Origin of the sequence: Klebsiella sp. JN_Kp121, assembly GCF_040062145.1 — a bacterium.
Lineage (GTDB): Bacteria > Pseudomonadota > Gammaproteobacteria > Enterobacterales > Enterobacteriaceae > Klebsiella > Klebsiella aerogenes.
In genome coordinates this window covers 80,921-98,660 of sequence record NZ_JBEAHX010000006.1, presented here as the reverse complement: position 1 = coordinate 98,660, position 17,740 = coordinate 80,921, and the positions used below count along the sequence as shown (strand labels likewise).

Sequence of the window (17,740 nt, the reverse complement as noted above, 5' to 3'; positions counted from 1 at the left end):
TCAGGAATTTTTTTATGACATTGAATGGAAAACGCAGGAAAGTCTGGTGGCTGTTGGCGTTAGTGGTAGTGATAGCGGCCATTTGGGGATGGCGCATTCTTAACGCGCCGTTGCCGCAGTATCAAACGCTGGTGGCGCGCAAAAGCGACCTGCAGCAGAGCGTTCTGGCGACGGGCAAATTAGATGCGCTGCGTAAAGTCGACGTCGGCGCCCAGGTCAGCGGCCAGTTGAAAACGCTGCGCGTCAATATTGGCGATAAAGTGCAGAAAGACCAGCTACTGGGGGTTATCGACCCGGAGCAGGCGGAAAACCAGATTAAAGAAGTCGACGCGACGCTCATGGAATTGCGCGCGCAGTTGAAACAGGCGCAGGCCGAACGCAAGCTCGCGCAAGTAACATTAGCGCGCCAGCAGCAGTTGGCGCAGCGTCAGCTGGTCTCACGTCAGGATCTGGATACCGCCGCCACCGATGTGGCGGTGAAAGAGGCGCAAATCGGCACCATCGAAGCGCAGATCAAACGCAACCAGGCGACCCTCGACACCGCGAAAACCAACCTCGACTATACGCGTATCCTGGCGCCGATGTCCGGTGAAGTGACGCAAATCACTACCCTGCAGGGACAGACGGTGATTGCCGCCCAGCAGGCGCCAAACATCCTGACCCTGGCGGACCTCAGTACCATGCTGGTCAAAGCGCAGGTTTCGGAAGCTGACGTGATCCATCTTAAGCCGGGGCAAAAAGCCTGGTTTACGGTACTCGGCGATCCTCTGACTCGTTACGAAGGTACGCTGAAAGATATTCTGCCGACGCCGGAAAAGGTCAATGATGCCATATTTTATTATGCGCGTTTTGAAGTCCCTAACCCGCAGGGGATCCTGCGTCTTGAAATGACTGCGCAGGTGCATATCCAGCTAGCGGAAGTGAAAAACGTGATTACTATTCCCCTTAGCGCGCTGGGCGACGCCATCGGCGATAACCGCTACAACGTGCGCCTGCTGCGCAACGGGGAAGTGAAAGAGCGTGAAATCGTTATTGGCGCGCGTAACGATACCGATGTGGCGGTAGCTAAAGGGCTGGAAGAGGGCGATGAGGTGATTATCAGCGAAAGCACGCCCGGAGCGACAAAATGACGGCGCTGCTTGAACTGCGTGATATTCGCCGCAGTTACCCCTCTGGCGACGGTGAAGTTGACGTGCTGAAGGGGATAACCCTCAGTATTGCCGCCGGGGAAATGGTGGCGATCGTCGGGGCTTCAGGGTCCGGGAAATCGACGCTGATGAACATCCTTGGCTGCCTTGATAAGCCCACCAGCGGCACCTATCAGGTTGCCGGGGTCGATGTGGCGCATCTGAGCGGTGATGAACTGGCCAGGCTGCGCCGCGAGCACTTCGGCTTTATTTTCCAGCGTTACCATCTGTTATCGCACCTCACGGCGGCGCAAAACGTCGAGGTCCCTGCTATCTATGCCGGTAAAGAGCGCCGGATTCGTCTTGAACGGGCGCGAGATTTACTCACCCGATTAGGTCTGGGCGAGCGAGCGGAATACTTCCCGTCGCAGCTATCCGGCGGCCAGCAGCAGCGCGTGAGTATCGCGCGCGCCCTGATGAACGGCGGTGAGGTGATCCTCGCCGATGAACCGACCGGGGCGCTGGATAGCCGCTCAGGCGAAGAGGTTATGGCCATCCTGCATCAGCTAAAGGCGCAAGGGCATACGGTGATTATCGTCACCCACGACCCGCAGGTCGCGGCTCAGGCGGAGAGAATCATCGAGCTGCGCGACGGTGAAATTGTGCGTAACCCGCCGCCGTCATCGTCGGAGAAAGGCGGCGTGCTTCGCGCCGAAACCCGTGCGGAACCTTCCGTCTGGCGTCAGTTCAGTAGCGGTTTTCGCGAGGCGCTGGTGATGGCCTGGCGGGCGATGGCGGCGAATAAAATGCGTACGCTGCTTACTATGCTCGGCATCATTATTGGTATCGCTTCGGTGGTCTCTATTGTGGTGGTTGGCGATGCGGCGAAACAACTGGTCTTAGCCGATATTCGCGCTATCGGCACCAATACCATCGATGTTTACCCCGGCAAAGATTTTGGCGATGACGATCCGCGTTATCAGCAGGCGTTAAAATATGATGATCTGCTGGCAATTCAAAAACAGCCGTGGGTGAGCTCTGCGACGCCGGCGGTATCGAAAAGCCTGCGCCTGCGCGCCAATAATATCGATGTGGCCGCCAGCGCCGAAGGCGTTGGCGCGCAATATTTCAATGTTTACGGTATGACGTTCAGCGAGGGAAATACGTTCAATGAGTTGCAGCTGAATAGCCGGGCGCAGGTGGTGGTGCTGGATAGCAATGCCCGCCGCCAGCTATTTCCTCACAAGGCGAAAGTGGTTGGCGAGGTGATTTTGGTCGGTAATATGCCGGCGACGATTGTCGGCGTGGCCGATGAGAAGCAATCGATGTTCGGCAGCAGCAAAATTCTTCGTGTCTGGCTGCCTTACTCCACGATGGCCGGACGGGTGATGGGGCAATCGTGGCTAAACTCGATAACCGTCCGCGTGCAGGAGGGCTACGATAGCGCCACCGCTGAACAGCAGCTGGTGCGGTTGCTGGAGCTCCGCCATGGCAAAAAAGATGTTTTCACCTGGAATATGGACAGTGTCTTGAAAACGGCGGAAAGAACCACACATACTTTACAGCTGTTCCTGACCCTGGTGGCGGTGATCGCGCTGGTCGTCGGCGGAATCGGGGTGATGAATATCATGCTGGTGTCAGTGACGGAACGTACCCGTGAAATCGGCATCAGAATGGCGGTTGGCGCCCGGGCCAGGGATGTTCTCCAGCAGTTTCTTATTGAAGCGGTGCTGGTTTGTCTGGTGGGCGGCGCCATCGGCGTGAGTTTATCGTTGATGATTGCGTTCATTTTGCAACTGTTCTTACCCGGTTGGGAAATCGGTTTTTCGCCGCTGGCGCTATTGACCGCATTTTTATGTTCGACGTTGACCGGGGTGCTGTTTGGCTGGTTGCCGGCGCGTAATGCCGCGCGATTAGACCCTGTGGATGCGTTGGCACGGGAGTAAGGTGATAAAAATGCCAGTCAGAAGGACTGGCATTTTATTAGCAGGATGTACACAATGAAGCAAAAGAGTTATGCAGCCGTTTCTGCTTCCACAGGAACAATCACGCTGGCGTGATTGCCTTTCGGCCCCTGGTGAACATCAAACCGAACGGATTGCCCGGCTTTTAGCGTTCTGTAACCATCCATCTGGATGGTGGAGTAATGGGCGAAAATGTCTTCGCCGCCGCCCTCAGGGCAAATGAAACCGAACCCTTTGGCATTGTTGAACCACTTAACAGTACCCATTTCCATACTTCGACATCCTTCGTAAATCTTTATAAGTAAGATGGAATGAACCGGTAGGGAGTCACGAGTTGTACAATTGCTCGCCAACTCTCGCCAGTACAATTTAGAGAAATACGGAAATGCGTCAAGCAATTGACAAGGGTGGACGGTGAAAAATGCGTCAAAATTTGAAGCAGTTAACGCTATTGCTGGGGAATGTGACAGGCGTCGCGGATGGAAGCAATAGATGATAGTTATCTATGATCTATTGTAGATTTGTAACGTGCATAACCTCAGATCATCGACAGGCCGCGGCCTGTTGGCAACAGCAACCGATGACGAACATTGACGATGAGTAAGAGAGATTGGCTGGACTTCGATCAACTGGTAGAAGATGAAGTTCGTGATGCGCTTAAACCACCATCTATGTATAAAGTGATATTAGTCAATGATGACTACACTCCAATGGAGTTTGTTATTGACGTGTTACAAAAATTCTTTTCTTATGATGTAGAACGTGCAACGCAACTGATGCTCACGGTTCACTATGAAGGTAAGGCGATTTGCGGCGTTTTTACCGCCGAAGTTGCGGAAACCAAAGTCGCTATGGTGAACCAGTATGCCAAGGAGAACGAGCATCCATTGCTGTGTACGCTAGAGAAAGCCTGATTACAGGCATGAAAATTGGGGGAGGTGCCTATGCTCAATCAAGAACTGGAACTCAGTTTAAACATGGCTTTCGCCAGAGCGCGCGAGCACCGTCATGAATTTATGACCGTCGAGCACTTGTTGCTGGCTTTGCTCAGCAACCCCTCGGCACGCGAAGCGCTGGAAGCCTGTTCCGTGGACCTGGTCGCTTTGCGTCAGGAACTTGAAGCCTTCATCGAACAGACCACTCCCGTCCTTCCGGCTACGGAAGAAGAGCGAGACACCCAGCCGACGCTAAGCTTTCAGCGCGTGCTGCAGCGTGCGGTTTTCCACGTCCAATCCTCCGGTCGCAGCGAAGTGACCGGCGCTAACGTACTGGTCGCGATTTTCAGCGAGCAGGAGTCGCAGGCCGCCTATCTGCTGCGTAAACATGAAGTCAGCCGCCTTGATGTGGTGAATTTCATCTCTCACGGCACGCGCAAAGACGAGCCCAGCCAGCCTTCGGAAAACAATGCGAGCCAGCCGGGTAACGAAGAGCAAGCAGGCGGGGAGGATCGTATGGAAAACTTCACCACCAATCTCAACCAGCTTGCGCGCGTAGGCGGTATCGATCCGCTGATCGGCCGTGATAAAGAGCTGGAGCGTGCTATTCAGGTATTGTGCCGCCGCCGTAAGAACAACCCGCTGCTGGTGGGAGAATCCGGCGTCGGCAAGACCGCGATTGCGGAAGGGCTCGCCTGGCGTATCGTCCAGGGCGACGTGCCGGAAGTGATGGCGGATTGCACTATTTACTCGCTGGATATCGGTTCGCTGCTGGCAGGAACCAAATATCGCGGCGATTTTGAAAAACGCTTTAAAGCGTTGCTGAAACAGCTTGAGCAGGATACCAATAGCATCCTGTTTATCGATGAGATCCATACCATCATCGGCGCAGGGGCGGCCTCCGGCGGCCAGGTTGATGCGGCTAACCTGATTAAACCGCTGCTTTCCGGCGGCAAGATCAGGGTGATTGGCTCCACGACCTACCAGGAGTTCAGCAACATCTTCGAAAAAGATCGTGCCTTAGCGCGTCGTTTCCAGAAAATCGACGTGACCGAGCCTTCTGTCGAAGAGACGGTGCAGATCATCAACGGCCTGAAACCGAAGTATGAAGCGCACCACGATGTGCGTTATACCGCCAAAGCGGTGCGTGCGGCGGTCGAGCTGGCGGTGAAATACATCAACGATCGCCATCTGCCGGATAAGGCGATTGACGTGATCGACGAAGCGGGCGCGCGGGCGCGGCTGATGCCGGTCAGCAAGCGTAAGAAAACGGTCAATGTGGCGGATATCGAATCCGTGGTTGCGCGCATCGCGCGTATCCCGGAGAAGAGCGTCTCCCGCAGCGATCGCGATACGCTGAAAAACCTTGGCGACCGCCTGAAAATGCTGGTCTTTGGTCAGGATAAAGCGATTGAAGCGCTTACCGAAGCCATCAAAATGGCGCGTGCCGGGCTTGGACATGAGCATAAACCGGTTGGGTCCTTCCTGTTCGCCGGGCCGACCGGGGTTGGGAAAACTGAAGTCACCGTGCAGCTGGCGAAAGCGCTGGGTATTGAACTGCTGCGGTTTGATATGTCCGAGTATATGGAACGTCATACCGTCAGCCGTTTGATTGGCGCCCCTCCGGGATACGTCGGTTTCGATCAGGGCGGGCTGTTGACCGATGCGGTTATCAAACATCCGCACGCGGTACTGCTGCTTGATGAGATCGAAAAAGCGCATCCGGATGTCTTCAATATCCTGCTGCAGGTGATGGATAACGGTACGCTGACAGATAACAACGGCCGTAAAGCGGACTTCCGCAACGTGGTGCTGGTGATGACCACCAACGCCGGGGTGCGTGAAACCGAGCGTAAATCGATTGGTCTTATTCAGCAGGATAACAGCACCGATGCGATGGAAGAGATCAAAAAGATCTTTACGCCGGAGTTCCGTAACCGTCTCGACAACATCATCTGGTTCGATCACCTCTCTACCACCGTGATCCATCAGGTAGTCGATAAGTTTATCGTCGAACTGCAGGTACAGTTGGATCAGAAAGGCGTATCGCTGGAAGTGAGTCAGGAAGCGCGTGACTGGCTGGCTGAGAAGGGCTATGACCGGGCAATGGGCGCGCGTCCAATGGCGCGGGTGATTCAGGACAACCTGAAGAAACCGCTGGCAAACGAGCTGCTGTTTGGTTCGCTGGTGGATGGCGGCCAGGTCACCGTTGAGTTGGATAAAGCCAACAATGTGCTGACCTACGGCTTCCACAGCGCGCAGAAGCACAAACCGGAAGCGGCGCATTAATAAATTCTGAATTGTTCAGTGATAAAGACCGGGTTGGTGACAGCCCGGTCTTTTTTTATCGCTCAGGTCAAATGTCCGGATATGACGGGAGTTTATCGTTAAACTTGGCGCGCAGATCGCGAAAAAGGGCAAAACGACACCCTGGCGTTGGTGAAAGCGCCGGAAAACTCAGCCTGCGTGAGGGAAGTTGAAATGAAAAGACCGGGCAGGAGCCCGGCCTTCAGCATCTGACGCCTTAGCGGCGGAAACAATTAGCGACTACGGAAGACAATGCGGCCTTTGCTCAGGTCGTACGGGGTCAGCTCAACAGTCACTTTGTCGCCCGTCAGAATGCGGATGTAGTTTTTACGCATTTTACCGGAAATATGCGCAGTTACCACGTGACCGTTTTCCAGTTCTACGCGGAACATAGTGTTAGGCAACGTTTCAAGTACGGTGCCCTGCATTTCAATATTGTCTTCTTTGGCCATCTAGTCCTCTGGGGTATCACTACCGTAGTTTTGAACCGGCAAGATAATGCCGAAGTTCAGCAAGTATGTAAAGTTTTACGTATACCCAAAACAGTTCGCGTCGCAGGCTGGCGGTAAATAATTGCGCGCAGCCAGCGCCTGCAGCTTAAAACATGACGGGTATAAATCGCCGAAGTAGTTTTGGCGCATTGCCCGAAATACACGCGGTAAAACCACATGACAGGCGCAAACGTAAAGGGCAGTGACAGAACGATGGGCGTTATCTGACTCTTAATATTCCCAAACGGCGGCGGGGCAACAGGCAGAAGCTACTCTACCGCGCAATTATACCACCGCGCTAAGAAATGTGCTGAAAACATTTATCCATTACCGGTAAATAGCACCCTTGGTACCCAAAATCGCTCCGGTAAGCGATAGGTGCGTAATACGGAAAGGTAATCGAGATAATCGCGGCGCGGGATTTCAATCGCTCCTAAAGAGGCGGTATGCGCGTTAAGAACCTGACAGTCAATTAATCTGCCACCGTCCTGGGCAAAAGCCTGACAGAAGATCATTAGCGCGGTTTTGGAGGCATTTTCCGCCCGGCTGAACATCGACTCGCCGCAAAACAGCGCTCCCTGCGCCACGCCATACATGCCGCCGACCAGCCTATCCTCATCCCATACTTCGATGGAGTGAGCATGACCGAGTTCATGTAACTGGTGATAGGCCTGAACGATACCATGGGTGATCCAGGTGCCTTCATCGCGATGGCTGGCGCAGCCCTCGATAACCTGGCCGAAGGCGTGATTGAGCGTCACCCGATAGGGCGAACGTTGATGGAAACGTTTCATGCTACGGCTATAGTGGAATTGCTCCGGCCACAGTACGGCGCGTGGATCGGGCGACCACCATAAAATAGGGTCGCCGGGAGAAAACCATGGAAAGATACCGCGCTGATAGGCCATCAACAAACGGGCTGGGCTGAGATCGCCACCCAGCGCCAGCAGGCCATTTGGTTCACGCAGAGCGCCTTCCGGGGAAGGGAAGGCGATAGAGTCACGAGAGAGCTGAACCAGACGCATTTTTGACCTCAATACGCACCAGCAATTGTTGACAATAATAGCTTACAGACGTTGCTTGAACTGGTAATAACGGCCCTGTTTCGCCAGCAGCTCTGCGTGACTACCTTGCTCAATAATTTGGCCGTTGTCCATGACAATTATCTGATTAAACCGCGCCAGCCCGCGCAGACGGTGAGTGACCATCAACACGGTTTTATCGCGCATCACTTCACTAAGTAAATCAAGGATCTGGCTTTCCGTTGTTGCATCCAGGCCTTCGGTGGGTTCATCAAGTAGCATTAACGGGGCATCGTGCAATAGCGCGCGGGCGATAGCCAGTCGACGTAATTCGCCGCCGGAAAGCTGACGTCCGCCTTCGCCAAGCCAGCTATCCAGGCCGCTATCTTCCAGCAATTTCTCCAGGCCGACTCGCGCCAGGATTTCGGCAAGCCTGGCGTCGCTGACCTGCGGCGCGGCGAGCAGCAGATTATCGCGCAGCGTCGCGCTGAAGAGATGCACCCGCTGCGGCACGACGCTCATCGCCTGGCGCAGGGTCGTTTCAGACAGCTCGCTAAGTGGCTGGCCATTTAGCTGAATCTGACCGTTGGCCGGATCCCAGGCGCGGGTCAATAGCTGCAGCAGAGTCGATTTACCGCAGCCGGTACGGCCAAGAATGGCGATATGCTCGCCTGCCGCGACCTGCAGAGAAATATCTTTTAGCGCCGGGGCCGACTGCTGCGGGTAGCTGAAGGTTACCTCATTCAGGGTAAGCGCTACCTGGGAGAAGCTTTGCGGCGTCTGCTGGCTGAACGTCACCTCGGGCTGCTGCTCGGTAATCTGCGTAATGCGGCGAGCGGACGCGATGACCTGGCCGAGATGTTGGAAGGCGCCGGTGACCGGCGCCAGCGCTTCAAATGCCGCTAAGGCGCAGAACACGAAGAGGGCGATCAGCGCCCCCGGCTGGCTATTACCGCCAACGCCTTCGGAGGCCATCCACAGCATGGCGATCACTGCGATGCCGCCAATCAGCAGCATCAGCGCCTGCGACAGGGCGGTGAGCTCAGCCTGGCGGCGCTGCGCCTCCTGCCAGCGCTGTTCCGTTTTTTCCATCTGTTTACGGTAGCGATCGCTGGCATTAAACAGCATTAACTCGGCTTGCCCCTGTAGCCAGGAGGTGAGTTGCTGGCGATACTGCCCGCGGAGCTGGGTGATCTGCTCCCCGGTCGGCTTACCGGCACGGTAAAACAGCGGTGGCAGCAGGAGTAGCGTCGCCAGCATAATTCCGCCAAGCGTTAGCGCCAGGGTGACATCGAGTACGCTTAAGCCGATGGTCACCACCAGGATGACCACCAGTGCGCCAACCAGCGGCGAGATCACGCGCAAATAGAGGTGATCCAGCGTATCGACATCTGCCACGATGCGGTTGAGCAACTCACCCTGACGAAAACGCGCCAGCCCGGCAGGGGAGAGCGGCAGTAGTTTGCTAAACGTGGCGACGCGCAGGTGCTGCAATACCCGGAAAGTGGCATCGTGGCTCACCAGACGCTCAAAGTAGCGGCCGGCGGTACGAATAATTGCCGCGCCGCGAACGCCTGCGGCAGGCAGCATGTAGTTAAAACTGTAAATCCCGGCGACCCCGACCACCGCAGAGGCCGACAGGAACCAGCCGGAAAGCGTTAATAGCCCGATACTTGCCAGCAGGGTGACGATAGCCAGCACCACGCCGAGGGTCAGCAGCCATTTGTGGCGTTTGTATAGCGCCAGATAGGGTAACAGTGCGCGCATTTAAATTTCCTCCTGGCGATGGGCTAACAGTGAGGCAAACGCGCCTCCAGCGGCAGAAAGCTGCGCATAGCCGCCTTGCTCGACAATCTGTCCATTCTGCATCACCCAAATAGCATCCCACTCGGCCAGTCCTGCCAGTTGGTGAGTAACCATCAGCGTGGTCTGCTGGGTAGAAGCGTTAGATAGCGCCTGCATCACACGCTGTTCGCTGTGAGCGTCAAGGCTGGCCGCTGGTTCATCAAGCAGCAACAGGCGGCACGGCACCAGCAGCGCGCGCGCAACGGCAATACGCTGAGCCTGGCCGACCGAGAGGCCGCCAGCCTGATCGCCTAACGGGGTATTAATACCTTGTGGCAATTGGGAAATAAACTCGCTGACCCAGGCCTTATCCAGGGCTAGCTGCAGTTGCGCTTCCGTGGCTTCTGGCCACGCTAGCAGCACGTTTTCACGCAGCGTGGCGGCGGGCAGTTGCGGGTTTTGACCGACCCAGCTAATTAGCCGACGCCAGCGTTCAGCATCGAGATCGCGCAGCTCCACGCCGTTAACCTGTAGCGAACCTTCATAGGGAAGAAAGCCTGTCAGCGTATTCAGCAGCGAGCTTTTACCGGAACCGCTCTGGCCGACCAGGACCACGCGCTCGCCAGCGTTCAGGGTGAAACTCAGCGGGCCTGCCAGCGTTTTGCCATCCGGCGATTTCACCATCAGATCGCGGGCTTCGAGGCGAATCAGTTCATGATCGCTTAGCGTTTTCACGCCCCGTTCAGCCTGCGCCAGCGGCGTTTCCATAAAAGTCTTGAGGCTATCCGCTGCGCCAATGGCCTGCGCCTTGGCATGGTAAAATGTGCCTAAATCACGTAGCGGCTGGAAAAACTCCGGCGCCAGTATCAAGGTTAAAAAACCGGACATCAGCGTGACGCCGACGCCGTAGTGGCCGAAGTCGAGCTCGCCGAGGTAGGAAAAACCGAAATAGACCGCCACCAGCGCGATAGAGAGCGAGGTAAAGAACTCCAGCACGCCGGAGGAGAGAAAAGCCAGGCGCAGGACTTCCATCGTCCGCTGGCGGAAATCCTGCGACGCATCGCGGATATTGTTAATTTCCGCCTCGCCGCTGTTGAACAGACGCAGCGTCTCCATGCCGCGCAGACGGTCGAGGAAGTGACCGCTGAGGCGACCGAGCGCAAGGAAATTGCGCCGGTTAGCATCGGCGGCGCCCATCCCGACCAGCGCCATAAAGAGCGGGATCAGCGGGGCGGTGCCGAGTAAAATTAGCGCGGCCGCCCAGTTGCTGGGGAAGATAGTGATAACAATCAGCAGCGGCACGCAGGCGGCCAACGTCATCTGCGGCAGATAGCGCGCGTAGTAATCATGCATATCGTCGATTTGCTCAAGGATGAGCGTCGCCCAACTGCCGGCGGGTTTTCCCTGAATCCAAGCCGGGCCCGCCTGCTGAAGGCGGTCCAGCACCTGGCGGCGAATTTCATAACGGATATGCTGGCCGGCGTGGAAGCCGACGCGTTCGCGTAGCCACACCACCCAGGCGCGCAGGATCAGCACCAGCGCCAGCAAGGTAAACGGCAGCAGCAGCGCCGTCGCCGGGATATTTTCCATTATCATTCGGTGAAGTATACGCGCCAGAAACCACGCCTGAGCGACGATCAATAGACCGCTCACGACGCCCAGCAGGCGAGAAATCATCAACCAGCGACGGGAGATAATGCTTTTTTCTTTTAACCAGCGGGTTAACTCTTGTTGACGGGTTTTATTCATTGCGCGCTTAGCAGGTGTCGTTATGAGATTTTTGGGCACGGCAATGTTACAACGGGGCAAAAATAAAGGCGACTTTTCGTCGCCTTCTTTACCTTTGTTACTGACTTGTAAAGATTATTTGCAAGCGTCAGCTAACCCATCCAGATAGCGTTCCGCGTCCAGCGCCGCCATACAGCCGGTGCCGGCGGAGGTAATCGCCTGACGGTAGATATGGTCCATCACGTCGCCCGCGGCGAACACGCCAGGGATACTGGTTTGCGTGGCGTTGCCGTGGATGCCGGATTGTACTTTGATATAACCGTTTTCCAGCGCTAACTGACCTTCAAAGATAGCGGTGTTCGGGCTGTGTCCAATGGCGACAAACAGACCGGCGACGTCCAGCGTTTCAACGTTATCGCTATTTTTAGTATCGCGCAGACGCAGCCCGCTGACGCCCATCTGGTCGCCGGTGACTTCTTCCAGGGTGCGATCGGTGTGCAGCACGATATTGCCGCTTTCCACTTTATCCATCAGGCGCTTGATCAGGATTTTTTCCGCACGGAAGGTGTCGCGACGGTGGATCAGATGCACTTCAGCAGCGATGTTGGACAGATACAGCGCTTCTTCAACCGCCGTGTTGCCGCCGCCGATGACCGCGACTTTCTGGTTACGATAGAAGAAACCGTCGCAGGTGGCGCAGGCAGAGACGCCGCGTCCTTTGAAAGCTTCTTCAGAAGGCAGACCCAGATAACGGGCGGAAGCGCCGGTAGCGATAATCAGCGCGTCACAGGTGTACTCGCCGCTGTCGCCGACCAGGCGGAACGGACGGTTCTGCAGATCGACGCTGCTGATATGGTCGAAAATAATTTCAGTTTCGAACTTGGTGGCATGCTCGTGCATACGTTCCATGAGCAGCGGACCGGTCAGATCGTTTGGGTCGCCTGGCCAGTTTTCCACTTCAGTGGTGGTGGTCAGCTGACCGCCTTTTTCCATGCCGGTGATCAGCACCGGCTGCAGGTTTGCGCGCGCAGCATAGACCGCCGCGGTATATCCTGCAGGTCCAGAACCTAGAATAAGCAGTTTACTGTGTTTGGCTGTGCCCATGAGATCCCCATATTTTATTGGCATACATTGGGCTGGATTGTAGGGAATTTGCGGGCGTAAAAAAAGAGCGTAGCGATTTTGTTAACGATATGTGCAATAGAACCCGCCGATGGATTGGCGATTTAACGAGCGGAAAATATAATTAATTCTACTGTTAGCGCTCTGATTATAAGATGAAAACATGAGATTCAGAGGGGGTTGATGATGAATATCTGGCATCTTGTACTAAAAATCGATGTTTTGCTTTGACAATCCCCTGTGCTTTTGCGAAAACATTCATGGAAGAAGAAAAGCAGTGTTTCGCGTGCGGCGAATGTTCATGCACGCAAATGCCATTTTTATCCGGGTCAGCGAAATCTACGCATGGTGTGGACAGACGCCATGCGTGATGTCGGTGACTGCCATCAGGCAACGGGCTTCTCACGTACCCCTGGGTTACTCAACGTCGTACGGGTAATAACGGGATGGGCTCTGGCAGTGAAGGCGCAGAGTCAGAACAGGAGTAGGGAAGGAATACAGAGAGACAATAATAATGGTAGATAGCAAGAAACGCCCTGGCAAAGATCTCGACCGCATCGATCGTAACATTCTGAATGAACTGCAAAAAGACGGGCGTATTTCCAACGTCGAGCTTTCCAAACGGGTGGGACTTTCTCCGACGCCTTGCCTTGAGCGCGTGCGTCGACTGGAAAGACAGGGTTTTATTCAGGGCTATACGGCGCTGCTCAACCCGCATTATCTGGATGCATCACTTCTGGTATTTGTTGAGATTACTCTGAATCGTGGTGCGCCGGATGTGTTTGAGCAATTTAACGCCGCAGTACAAAAACTTGAAGAAATTCAAGAGTGTCACTTGGTATCCGGTGATTTTGACTATCTGTTGAAAACCCGCGTACCGGACATGTCAGCGTATCGTAAATTGCTGGGCGAAACCCTGCTGCGCCTGCCGGGCGTAAACGACACCCGTACCTACGTGGTTATGGAAGAAGTCAAGCAGAGTAATCGTCTGGTAATCAAGACGCGCTAACACGGAACAGGTGCAAAATCGACGTAGTTTGATTACACTCCTGTTAATCCATACAGCAACAGTGCCGGGGAGACCCGGCGCTGTTGTCCGTTTTAGCAGCAGGCAGGAAATTGCCTGATACCTGGAGAGCCTTTCTTGAGCCAGGAATACACCGAAGACAAAGAAGTCAAACTAACGAAGCTAAGCAGCGGGCGCCGCGTTCTTGAGGCGTTACTCATCCTTTGCTCTCTTTTTGCCATCTGGCTGATGGCGGCATTACTGAGCTTTAATCCATCCGATCCCAGTTGGTCACAGACCGCATGGCATGAGCCTATCCATAATCTGGGCGGCATGCCCGGCGCGTGGCTGGCGGACACGTTATTTTTCATCTTTGGCGTAATGGCCTACACCATCCCCGTGATCATCATCGGCGGCTGCTGGTTTGCATGGCGTCATCAGGAAAATGACGAGTATGTCGATTACTTCGCTGTTTCGTTGCGCCTGATCGGCGCGCTGGCGCTGATCCTCACCTCCTGCGGCCTGGCGGCAATTAACGCCGATGATATCTGGTACTTTGCTTCCGGCGGCGTCATTGGCAGCCTGCTTAGCACCACCTTACAACCCTTGCTGCACAGTAGCGGCGGCACTATCGCCTTGCTTTGTATCTGGGCCGCGGGTTTAACGCTGTTTACCGGCTGGTCATGGGTCAGCATTGCCGAGAAACTCGGCGGCGCAATCCTTTCTATTCTGACCTTTGCCAGTAATCGTACCCGTCGGGACGATACCTGGGTTGATGAAGGGGAATATGAAGATGATGAATATGAAGATGAAGAAGACGACGATACCGCACAGCCGCGGGAATCGCGTCGCGCCCGCATCTTACGCAGTGCGCTAGCGCGTCGTAAGCGTCTGGCGGAAAAGTTCGCCAACCCGATGGGGCGTAAAACCGATGCCGCGCTGTTCTCCGGTAAACGTATGGATGATGCGGAAGCAGTACAATACAGCGCCAGCGGCGCGCCTGTCGCTGCGGATGATGTCCTGTTCTCAGGCGCCAGCGCCGCGCGTCCTGGCGATTTAGACCCTTACGATCCGCTACTGAATGGCCATACGGTGGCCGACCCGATCGGCGCCGCCTCCGCCGCTGTCGTTGCGCCGCAGGCATGGGCGGAGCAGGGGACAGGGCAGGCATACCAACCGGAGGCCGCTCACCTGCAACCACCGGTGTATCAGCCTGAATATGCGCCGCAGCAGCCGCCGGTTTATCAACCGGAAGCCGCGCATCCTCAGCAGCCGGCGTATCAGCCTGAGTATGCGCCGCAGCAGCCGCCGGTTTACCAGCCGGAAGCCGCGCATCCTCAGCAGCCAGTGTATCAGCCGGAATACGCGCCGCAGCAGCAGCCGGTTTACCAGCCGGAAGCCGCGCATCCACAGCAGCCGGTGTATCAGCCTGAATACGCGCCGCAGCAGCCGCCGGTTTATCAGCCGGAAGCCGCGCATCCACAGCAGCCGGCGTATCAGCCTCAGTATGCGCCGCAGCAGCCGCCGGTTTACCAGCCGGAAGCCGCGCATCCACAACAGCCTGTGTATCAGCCTGAGTATGCGCCGCAGCAGCCACCGGTTTACCAGCCGGAAGCCGCGCATCCGCAGCAGCCGATATACCAGCCTGAACCGGCTGTTCAACAACCTATTTATCATCAGGAACCGGCGCCAGCCGCTGAGCCTGAGACTCCTCAGGAAGAAACTAAACGCCCGCCGATGTACTACTTCGAGGAAGTCGAAGAGAAGCGCGCGCGCGAGCGTGAGTTGCTTGAATCCTGGTATCAGCCAATCCCTGAACCGGCGAGCCCGGTGGCGACCAAACCGATCACCACCCCGGCTGCCCCATCCAAACCGTCAGTTGATGCCGCCGCCGTGACGGCCGTCGCCGCAGGCGTTCATCAGGCCACCACTTCTGGCAGCACAGCCGCAGCCGCCTCAGTGGCGTCAACCGCCGCTGACGCAGCGCCAGTTTTCAGCCCGGCATCCAGCGGCCCGCGGGTACAGGTAAAAGAAGGCATTGGTCCGAAATTGCCGCGTCCGAATCGCGTCCGTGTGCCGACACGTCGGGAGCTTGCTTCCTATGGCATTAAGCTGCCGTCTCAGCGTATTGCTGAAGAGCGCGCGCGTCGGGCCGAGCTTGAACATCATTACGATAATGAGCCGCTGAGCGACGAAGAAGCCGATGCGCTGGAACAGGACGAGCTGGCGCGTCAGTTTGCCGCTACCCAGCAACAGCGCTATGGCGAGTCCTGGGAATCCGAAAGCGATGAGCAGGACGAAGACGCTGCCGCTGAAGCCGAACTGGCGCGCCAGTTTGCCGCGACCCAGCAGCAGCGCTATGCCAGCGAGCAGCCGCCGGGAGCCAATCCCTTCTCACCGGCGGACTATGAGTTCTCGCCGATGAAAACGCTGGTCAATGATGGTCCAAGCGAGCCGTTGTTTACGCCGACGCCGGAAGTGCAGCCCCAGCAACCGGCTCAGCATTATCAACAACCGGCAGCTGCGCCACAGCAGGGTTATCAACCTGCGCAGCCGCCCGTACACCATCAGCCGGTAGCGCCGCAGCCGCAGGCTTATCAACCTGCGCAGCAGCCAATGCAGCAACAACAGCCGGTTGCTCAGCAGCCTTATCAGCAGCCCGCTCCGTCGCCGCAGGATAGCCTTATTCATCCGCTACTGATGCGTAATGGCGACAGCCGTCCACTGCAAAGACCAACAACGCCGCTGCCGTCGCTGGATCTCTTGACGCCGCCGCCGAGCGAAGTTGAACCTGTTGATACCTTTGCGCTTGAGCAGATGGCGCGTCTGGTCGAAGCGCGTCTCGCCGATTTCCGCATTAAAGCGGATGTGGTGAACTACTCACCGGGTCCGGTGATCACTCGTTTCGAGCTGAACCTCGCGCCGGGGGTGAAGGCCGCGCGTATCTCTAACCTGTCGCGCGACCTTGCGCGTTCGCTGTCGACCGTGGCGGTGCGTGTGGTGGAAGTTATTCCGGGTAAACCTTACGTTGGCCTGGAATTACCGAACAAAAAACGCCAGACCGTATACCTGCGCGAAGTGCTCGATTGTCCGAAATTCCGCGAGAACCCATCGCCGCTTACCGTGGTGCTGGGCAAAGATATCGCCGGCGATCCGGTGGTGGCCGATCTGGCGAAAATGCCGCATCTGCTGGTTGCCGGTACCACTGGTTCGGGTAAATCGGTCGGCGTGAACGCCATGATCCTCAGCATGCTCTATAAGGCGCAGCCGGAAGACGTTCGTTTCATCATGATCGACCCGAAAATGCTTGAGCTGTCGGTGTACGAAGGTATCCCGCATCTGCTGACGGAAGTGGTCACCGACATGAAAGACGCCGCCAATGCGCTGCGCTGGAGCGTCAATGAAATGGAGCGCCGTTATAAGCTGATGTCGGCGCTGGGCGTGCGTAATCTGGCGGGCTACAACGAGAAGATCGCTGAGGCCGCACGCATGGGACGCCCGATCCCGGATCCTTACTGGAAACCGGGCGACAGTATGGACGCCGTGCATCCGGTGCTGGAAAAACTGCCGTACATCGTGGTGCTGGTGGATGAATTCGCCGATCTGATGATGACCGTCGGTAAGAAGGTGGAAGAACTGATTGCGCGTCTGGCGCAGAAAGCGCGCGCGGCGGGCATTCATCTGGTGCTGGCGACCCAGCGTCCGTCGGTTGACGTGATTACCGGTCTTATCAAGGCCAACATTCCGACGCGTATCGCCTTCACCGTATCGAGCAAGATTGACTCGCGTACCATCCTTGACCAGGGGGGCGCAGAATCGCTGCTGGGCATGGGTGATATGCTCTATTCCGGGCCGAACTCCACGATGCCGGTTCGCGTCCATGGCGCGTTTGTCCGTGACCAGGAAGTACACGCCGTGGTGCAGGACTGGAAAGCGCGCGGTCGTCCGCAGTATGTTGACGGTATTACCTCCGATAGCGAAAGCGAAGGCGGTGGTGGCGGCTTTGATGGCGGGGAAGAGCTGGATCCGCTGTTCGATCAGGCGGTCAACTTCGTAACCGAGAAGCGCAAAGCCTCGATCTCGGGGGTGCAGCGTCAGTTCCGTATCGGCTATAACCGCGCGGCGCGTATCATTGAGCAGATGGAAGCTCAGGGGATCGTCAGCGAGCAAGGCCATAACGGTAACCGTGAAGTCCTGGCGCCGCCGCCCTTCGAGTAAGTGCAAAGTTCGGTAAATAAGCGCAAAATCAGCCT

General features: G+C 56.3%; 12 protein-coding genes. 6 read left to right on the top strand and 6 right to left on the bottom strand.

Going from position 1 to position 17,740, the window contains the following annotated elements:
- The first annotated feature begins 14 nt into the window (after positions 1-14).
- Positions 15-1,130, top strand: coding sequence for a macrolide transporter subunit MacA (macA, locus tag ABLU86_RS10690; protein ID WP_015367497.1), 1,116 nt, complete (start codon positions 15-17; stop codon positions 1,128-1,130).
- Complete coding sequence (gene macB / locus ABLU86_RS10685) at positions 1,127-3,073, top strand: macrolide ABC transporter ATP-binding protein/permease MacB (protein ID WP_059305359.1); 1,947 nt, start codon at positions 1,127-1,129, stop codon at positions 3,071-3,073. Before macA ends, macB begins: the two co-directional genes overlap by 4 nt.
- A gap of 68 nt (positions 3,074-3,141) precedes the next feature.
- Here the strand turns inward: macB and cspD are convergent, their stop codons facing one another.
- The gene (cspD, locus tag ABLU86_RS10680; RefSeq protein ID WP_015367495.1) at positions 3,142-3,363 is read right to left on the bottom strand and encodes a cold shock-like protein CspD; all 222 of its coding nucleotides are present in this window, start codon (positions 3,361-3,363) and stop codon (positions 3,142-3,144) included.
- 324 nt (positions 3,364-3,687) lie between these two features.
- Here cspD and clpS point away from each other — a divergent pair, with 324 nt between their 5' ends.
- Both clpS and clpA read left to right on the top strand, forming a co-directional pair.
- Positions 3,688-4,005 carry an ATP-dependent Clp protease adapter ClpS gene (gene clpS, locus ABLU86_RS10675; RefSeq protein WP_015367494.1) on the top strand — a complete coding sequence of 106 codons (318 nt, stop codon included), beginning with the start codon at positions 3,688-3,690 and terminating at the stop codon, positions 4,003-4,005.
- A gap of 30 nt (positions 4,006-4,035) precedes the next feature.
- Positions 4,036-6,315: an ATP-dependent Clp protease ATP-binding subunit ClpA gene (clpA, locus tag ABLU86_RS10670; RefSeq protein ID WP_015367493.1), complete on the top strand. Its 2,280-nt coding sequence runs from the start codon at positions 4,036-4,038 to the stop codon at positions 6,313-6,315.
- A 251-nt stretch (positions 6,316-6,566) separates the two neighbouring features.
- Here the strand turns inward: clpA and infA are convergent, their stop codons facing one another.
- The 5 genes from infA to trxB all read right to left on the bottom strand — a co-directional run bounded on the left by infA (position 6,567) and on the right by trxB (position 12,463).
- Positions 6,567-6,785 (bottom strand): translation initiation factor IF-1, encoded by a 219-nt coding sequence (infA, locus tag ABLU86_RS10665; protein WP_001040187.1) that lies wholly within the window; start codon positions 6,783-6,785, stop codon positions 6,567-6,569.
- Between the two features lie 359 nt (positions 6,786-7,144).
- The gene (aat, locus tag ABLU86_RS10660; protein ID WP_015704873.1) at positions 7,145-7,849 is read right to left on the bottom strand and encodes a leucyl/phenylalanyl-tRNA--protein transferase; all 705 of its coding nucleotides are present in this window, start codon (positions 7,847-7,849) and stop codon (positions 7,145-7,147) included.
- A 42-nt stretch (positions 7,850-7,891) separates the two neighbouring features.
- Entirely contained in the window at positions 7,892-9,613 is a 1,722-nt protein-coding gene (gene cydC / locus ABLU86_RS10655) for a cysteine/glutathione ABC transporter ATP-binding protein/permease CydC (RefSeq protein WP_020079265.1), read from the bottom strand.
- Complete coding sequence (gene cydD / locus ABLU86_RS10650) at positions 9,614-11,380, bottom strand: cysteine/glutathione ABC transporter permease/ATP-binding protein CydD (RefSeq protein ID WP_348796118.1); 1,767 nt, start codon at positions 11,378-11,380, stop codon at positions 9,614-9,616.
- Positions 11,381-11,494: 114 nt separating this feature from the next.
- Positions 11,495-12,463, bottom strand: a complete 969-nt coding sequence (gene trxB / locus ABLU86_RS10645; RefSeq protein ID WP_015367489.1) for a thioredoxin-disulfide reductase — start codon at positions 12,461-12,463, stop codon at positions 11,495-11,497.
- Between the two features lie 532 nt (positions 12,464-12,995).
- On the opposite strand from trxB, the gene lrp reads away from it, so the two are divergent.
- Both lrp and ftsK read left to right on the top strand, forming a co-directional pair.
- On the top strand, positions 12,996-13,490 hold the full coding sequence (gene lrp / locus ABLU86_RS10640; protein ID WP_000228469.1) for a leucine-responsive transcriptional regulator Lrp: 495 nt from the start codon (positions 12,996-12,998) through the stop codon (positions 13,488-13,490).
- A gap of 135 nt (positions 13,491-13,625) precedes the next feature.
- Positions 13,626-17,705, top strand: a complete 4,080-nt coding sequence (gene ftsK, locus ABLU86_RS10635; protein WP_045364544.1) for a DNA translocase FtsK — start codon at positions 13,626-13,628, stop codon at positions 17,703-17,705.
- The last annotated feature ends 35 nt before the right edge of the window (positions 17,706-17,740 follow it).

Excerpts from the sequence above, each read along its gene's own strand:
- macA (WP_015367497.1), top strand. The coding sequence starts at position 15 with ATGACATTGAATGGAAAACGCAGGAAAGTCTGGTGGCTGTTGGCGTTA.
- macB (WP_059305359.1), top strand. The coding sequence starts at position 1,127 with ATGACGGCGCTGCTTGAACTGCGTGATATTCGCCGCAGTTACCCCTCT.
- cspD (WP_015367495.1), bottom strand. The coding sequence starts at position 3,363 with ATGGAAATGGGTACTGTTAAGTGGTTCAACAATGCCAAAGGGTTCGGT.
- clpS (WP_015367494.1), top strand. The coding sequence starts at position 3,688 with ATGAGTAAGAGAGATTGGCTGGACTTCGATCAACTGGTAGAAGATGAA.
- clpA (WP_015367493.1), top strand. The coding sequence starts at position 4,036 with ATGCTCAATCAAGAACTGGAACTCAGTTTAAACATGGCTTTCGCCAGA.
- infA (WP_001040187.1), bottom strand. The coding sequence starts at position 6,785 with ATGGCCAAAGAAGACAATATTGAAATGCAGGGCACCGTACTTGAAACG.
- aat (WP_015704873.1), bottom strand. The coding sequence starts at position 7,849 with ATGCGTCTGGTTCAGCTCTCTCGTGACTCTATCGCCTTCCCTTCCCCG.
- cydC (WP_020079265.1), bottom strand. The coding sequence starts at position 9,613 with ATGCGCGCACTGTTACCCTATCTGGCGCTATACAAACGCCACAAATGG.
- cydD (WP_348796118.1), bottom strand. The coding sequence starts at position 11,380 with ATGAATAAAACCCGTCAACAAGAGTTAACCCGCTGGTTAAAAGAAAAA.
- trxB (WP_015367489.1), bottom strand. The coding sequence starts at position 12,463 with ATGGGCACAGCCAAACACAGTAAACTGCTTATTCTAGGTTCTGGACCT.
- lrp (WP_000228469.1), top strand. The coding sequence starts at position 12,996 with ATGGTAGATAGCAAGAAACGCCCTGGCAAAGATCTCGACCGCATCGAT.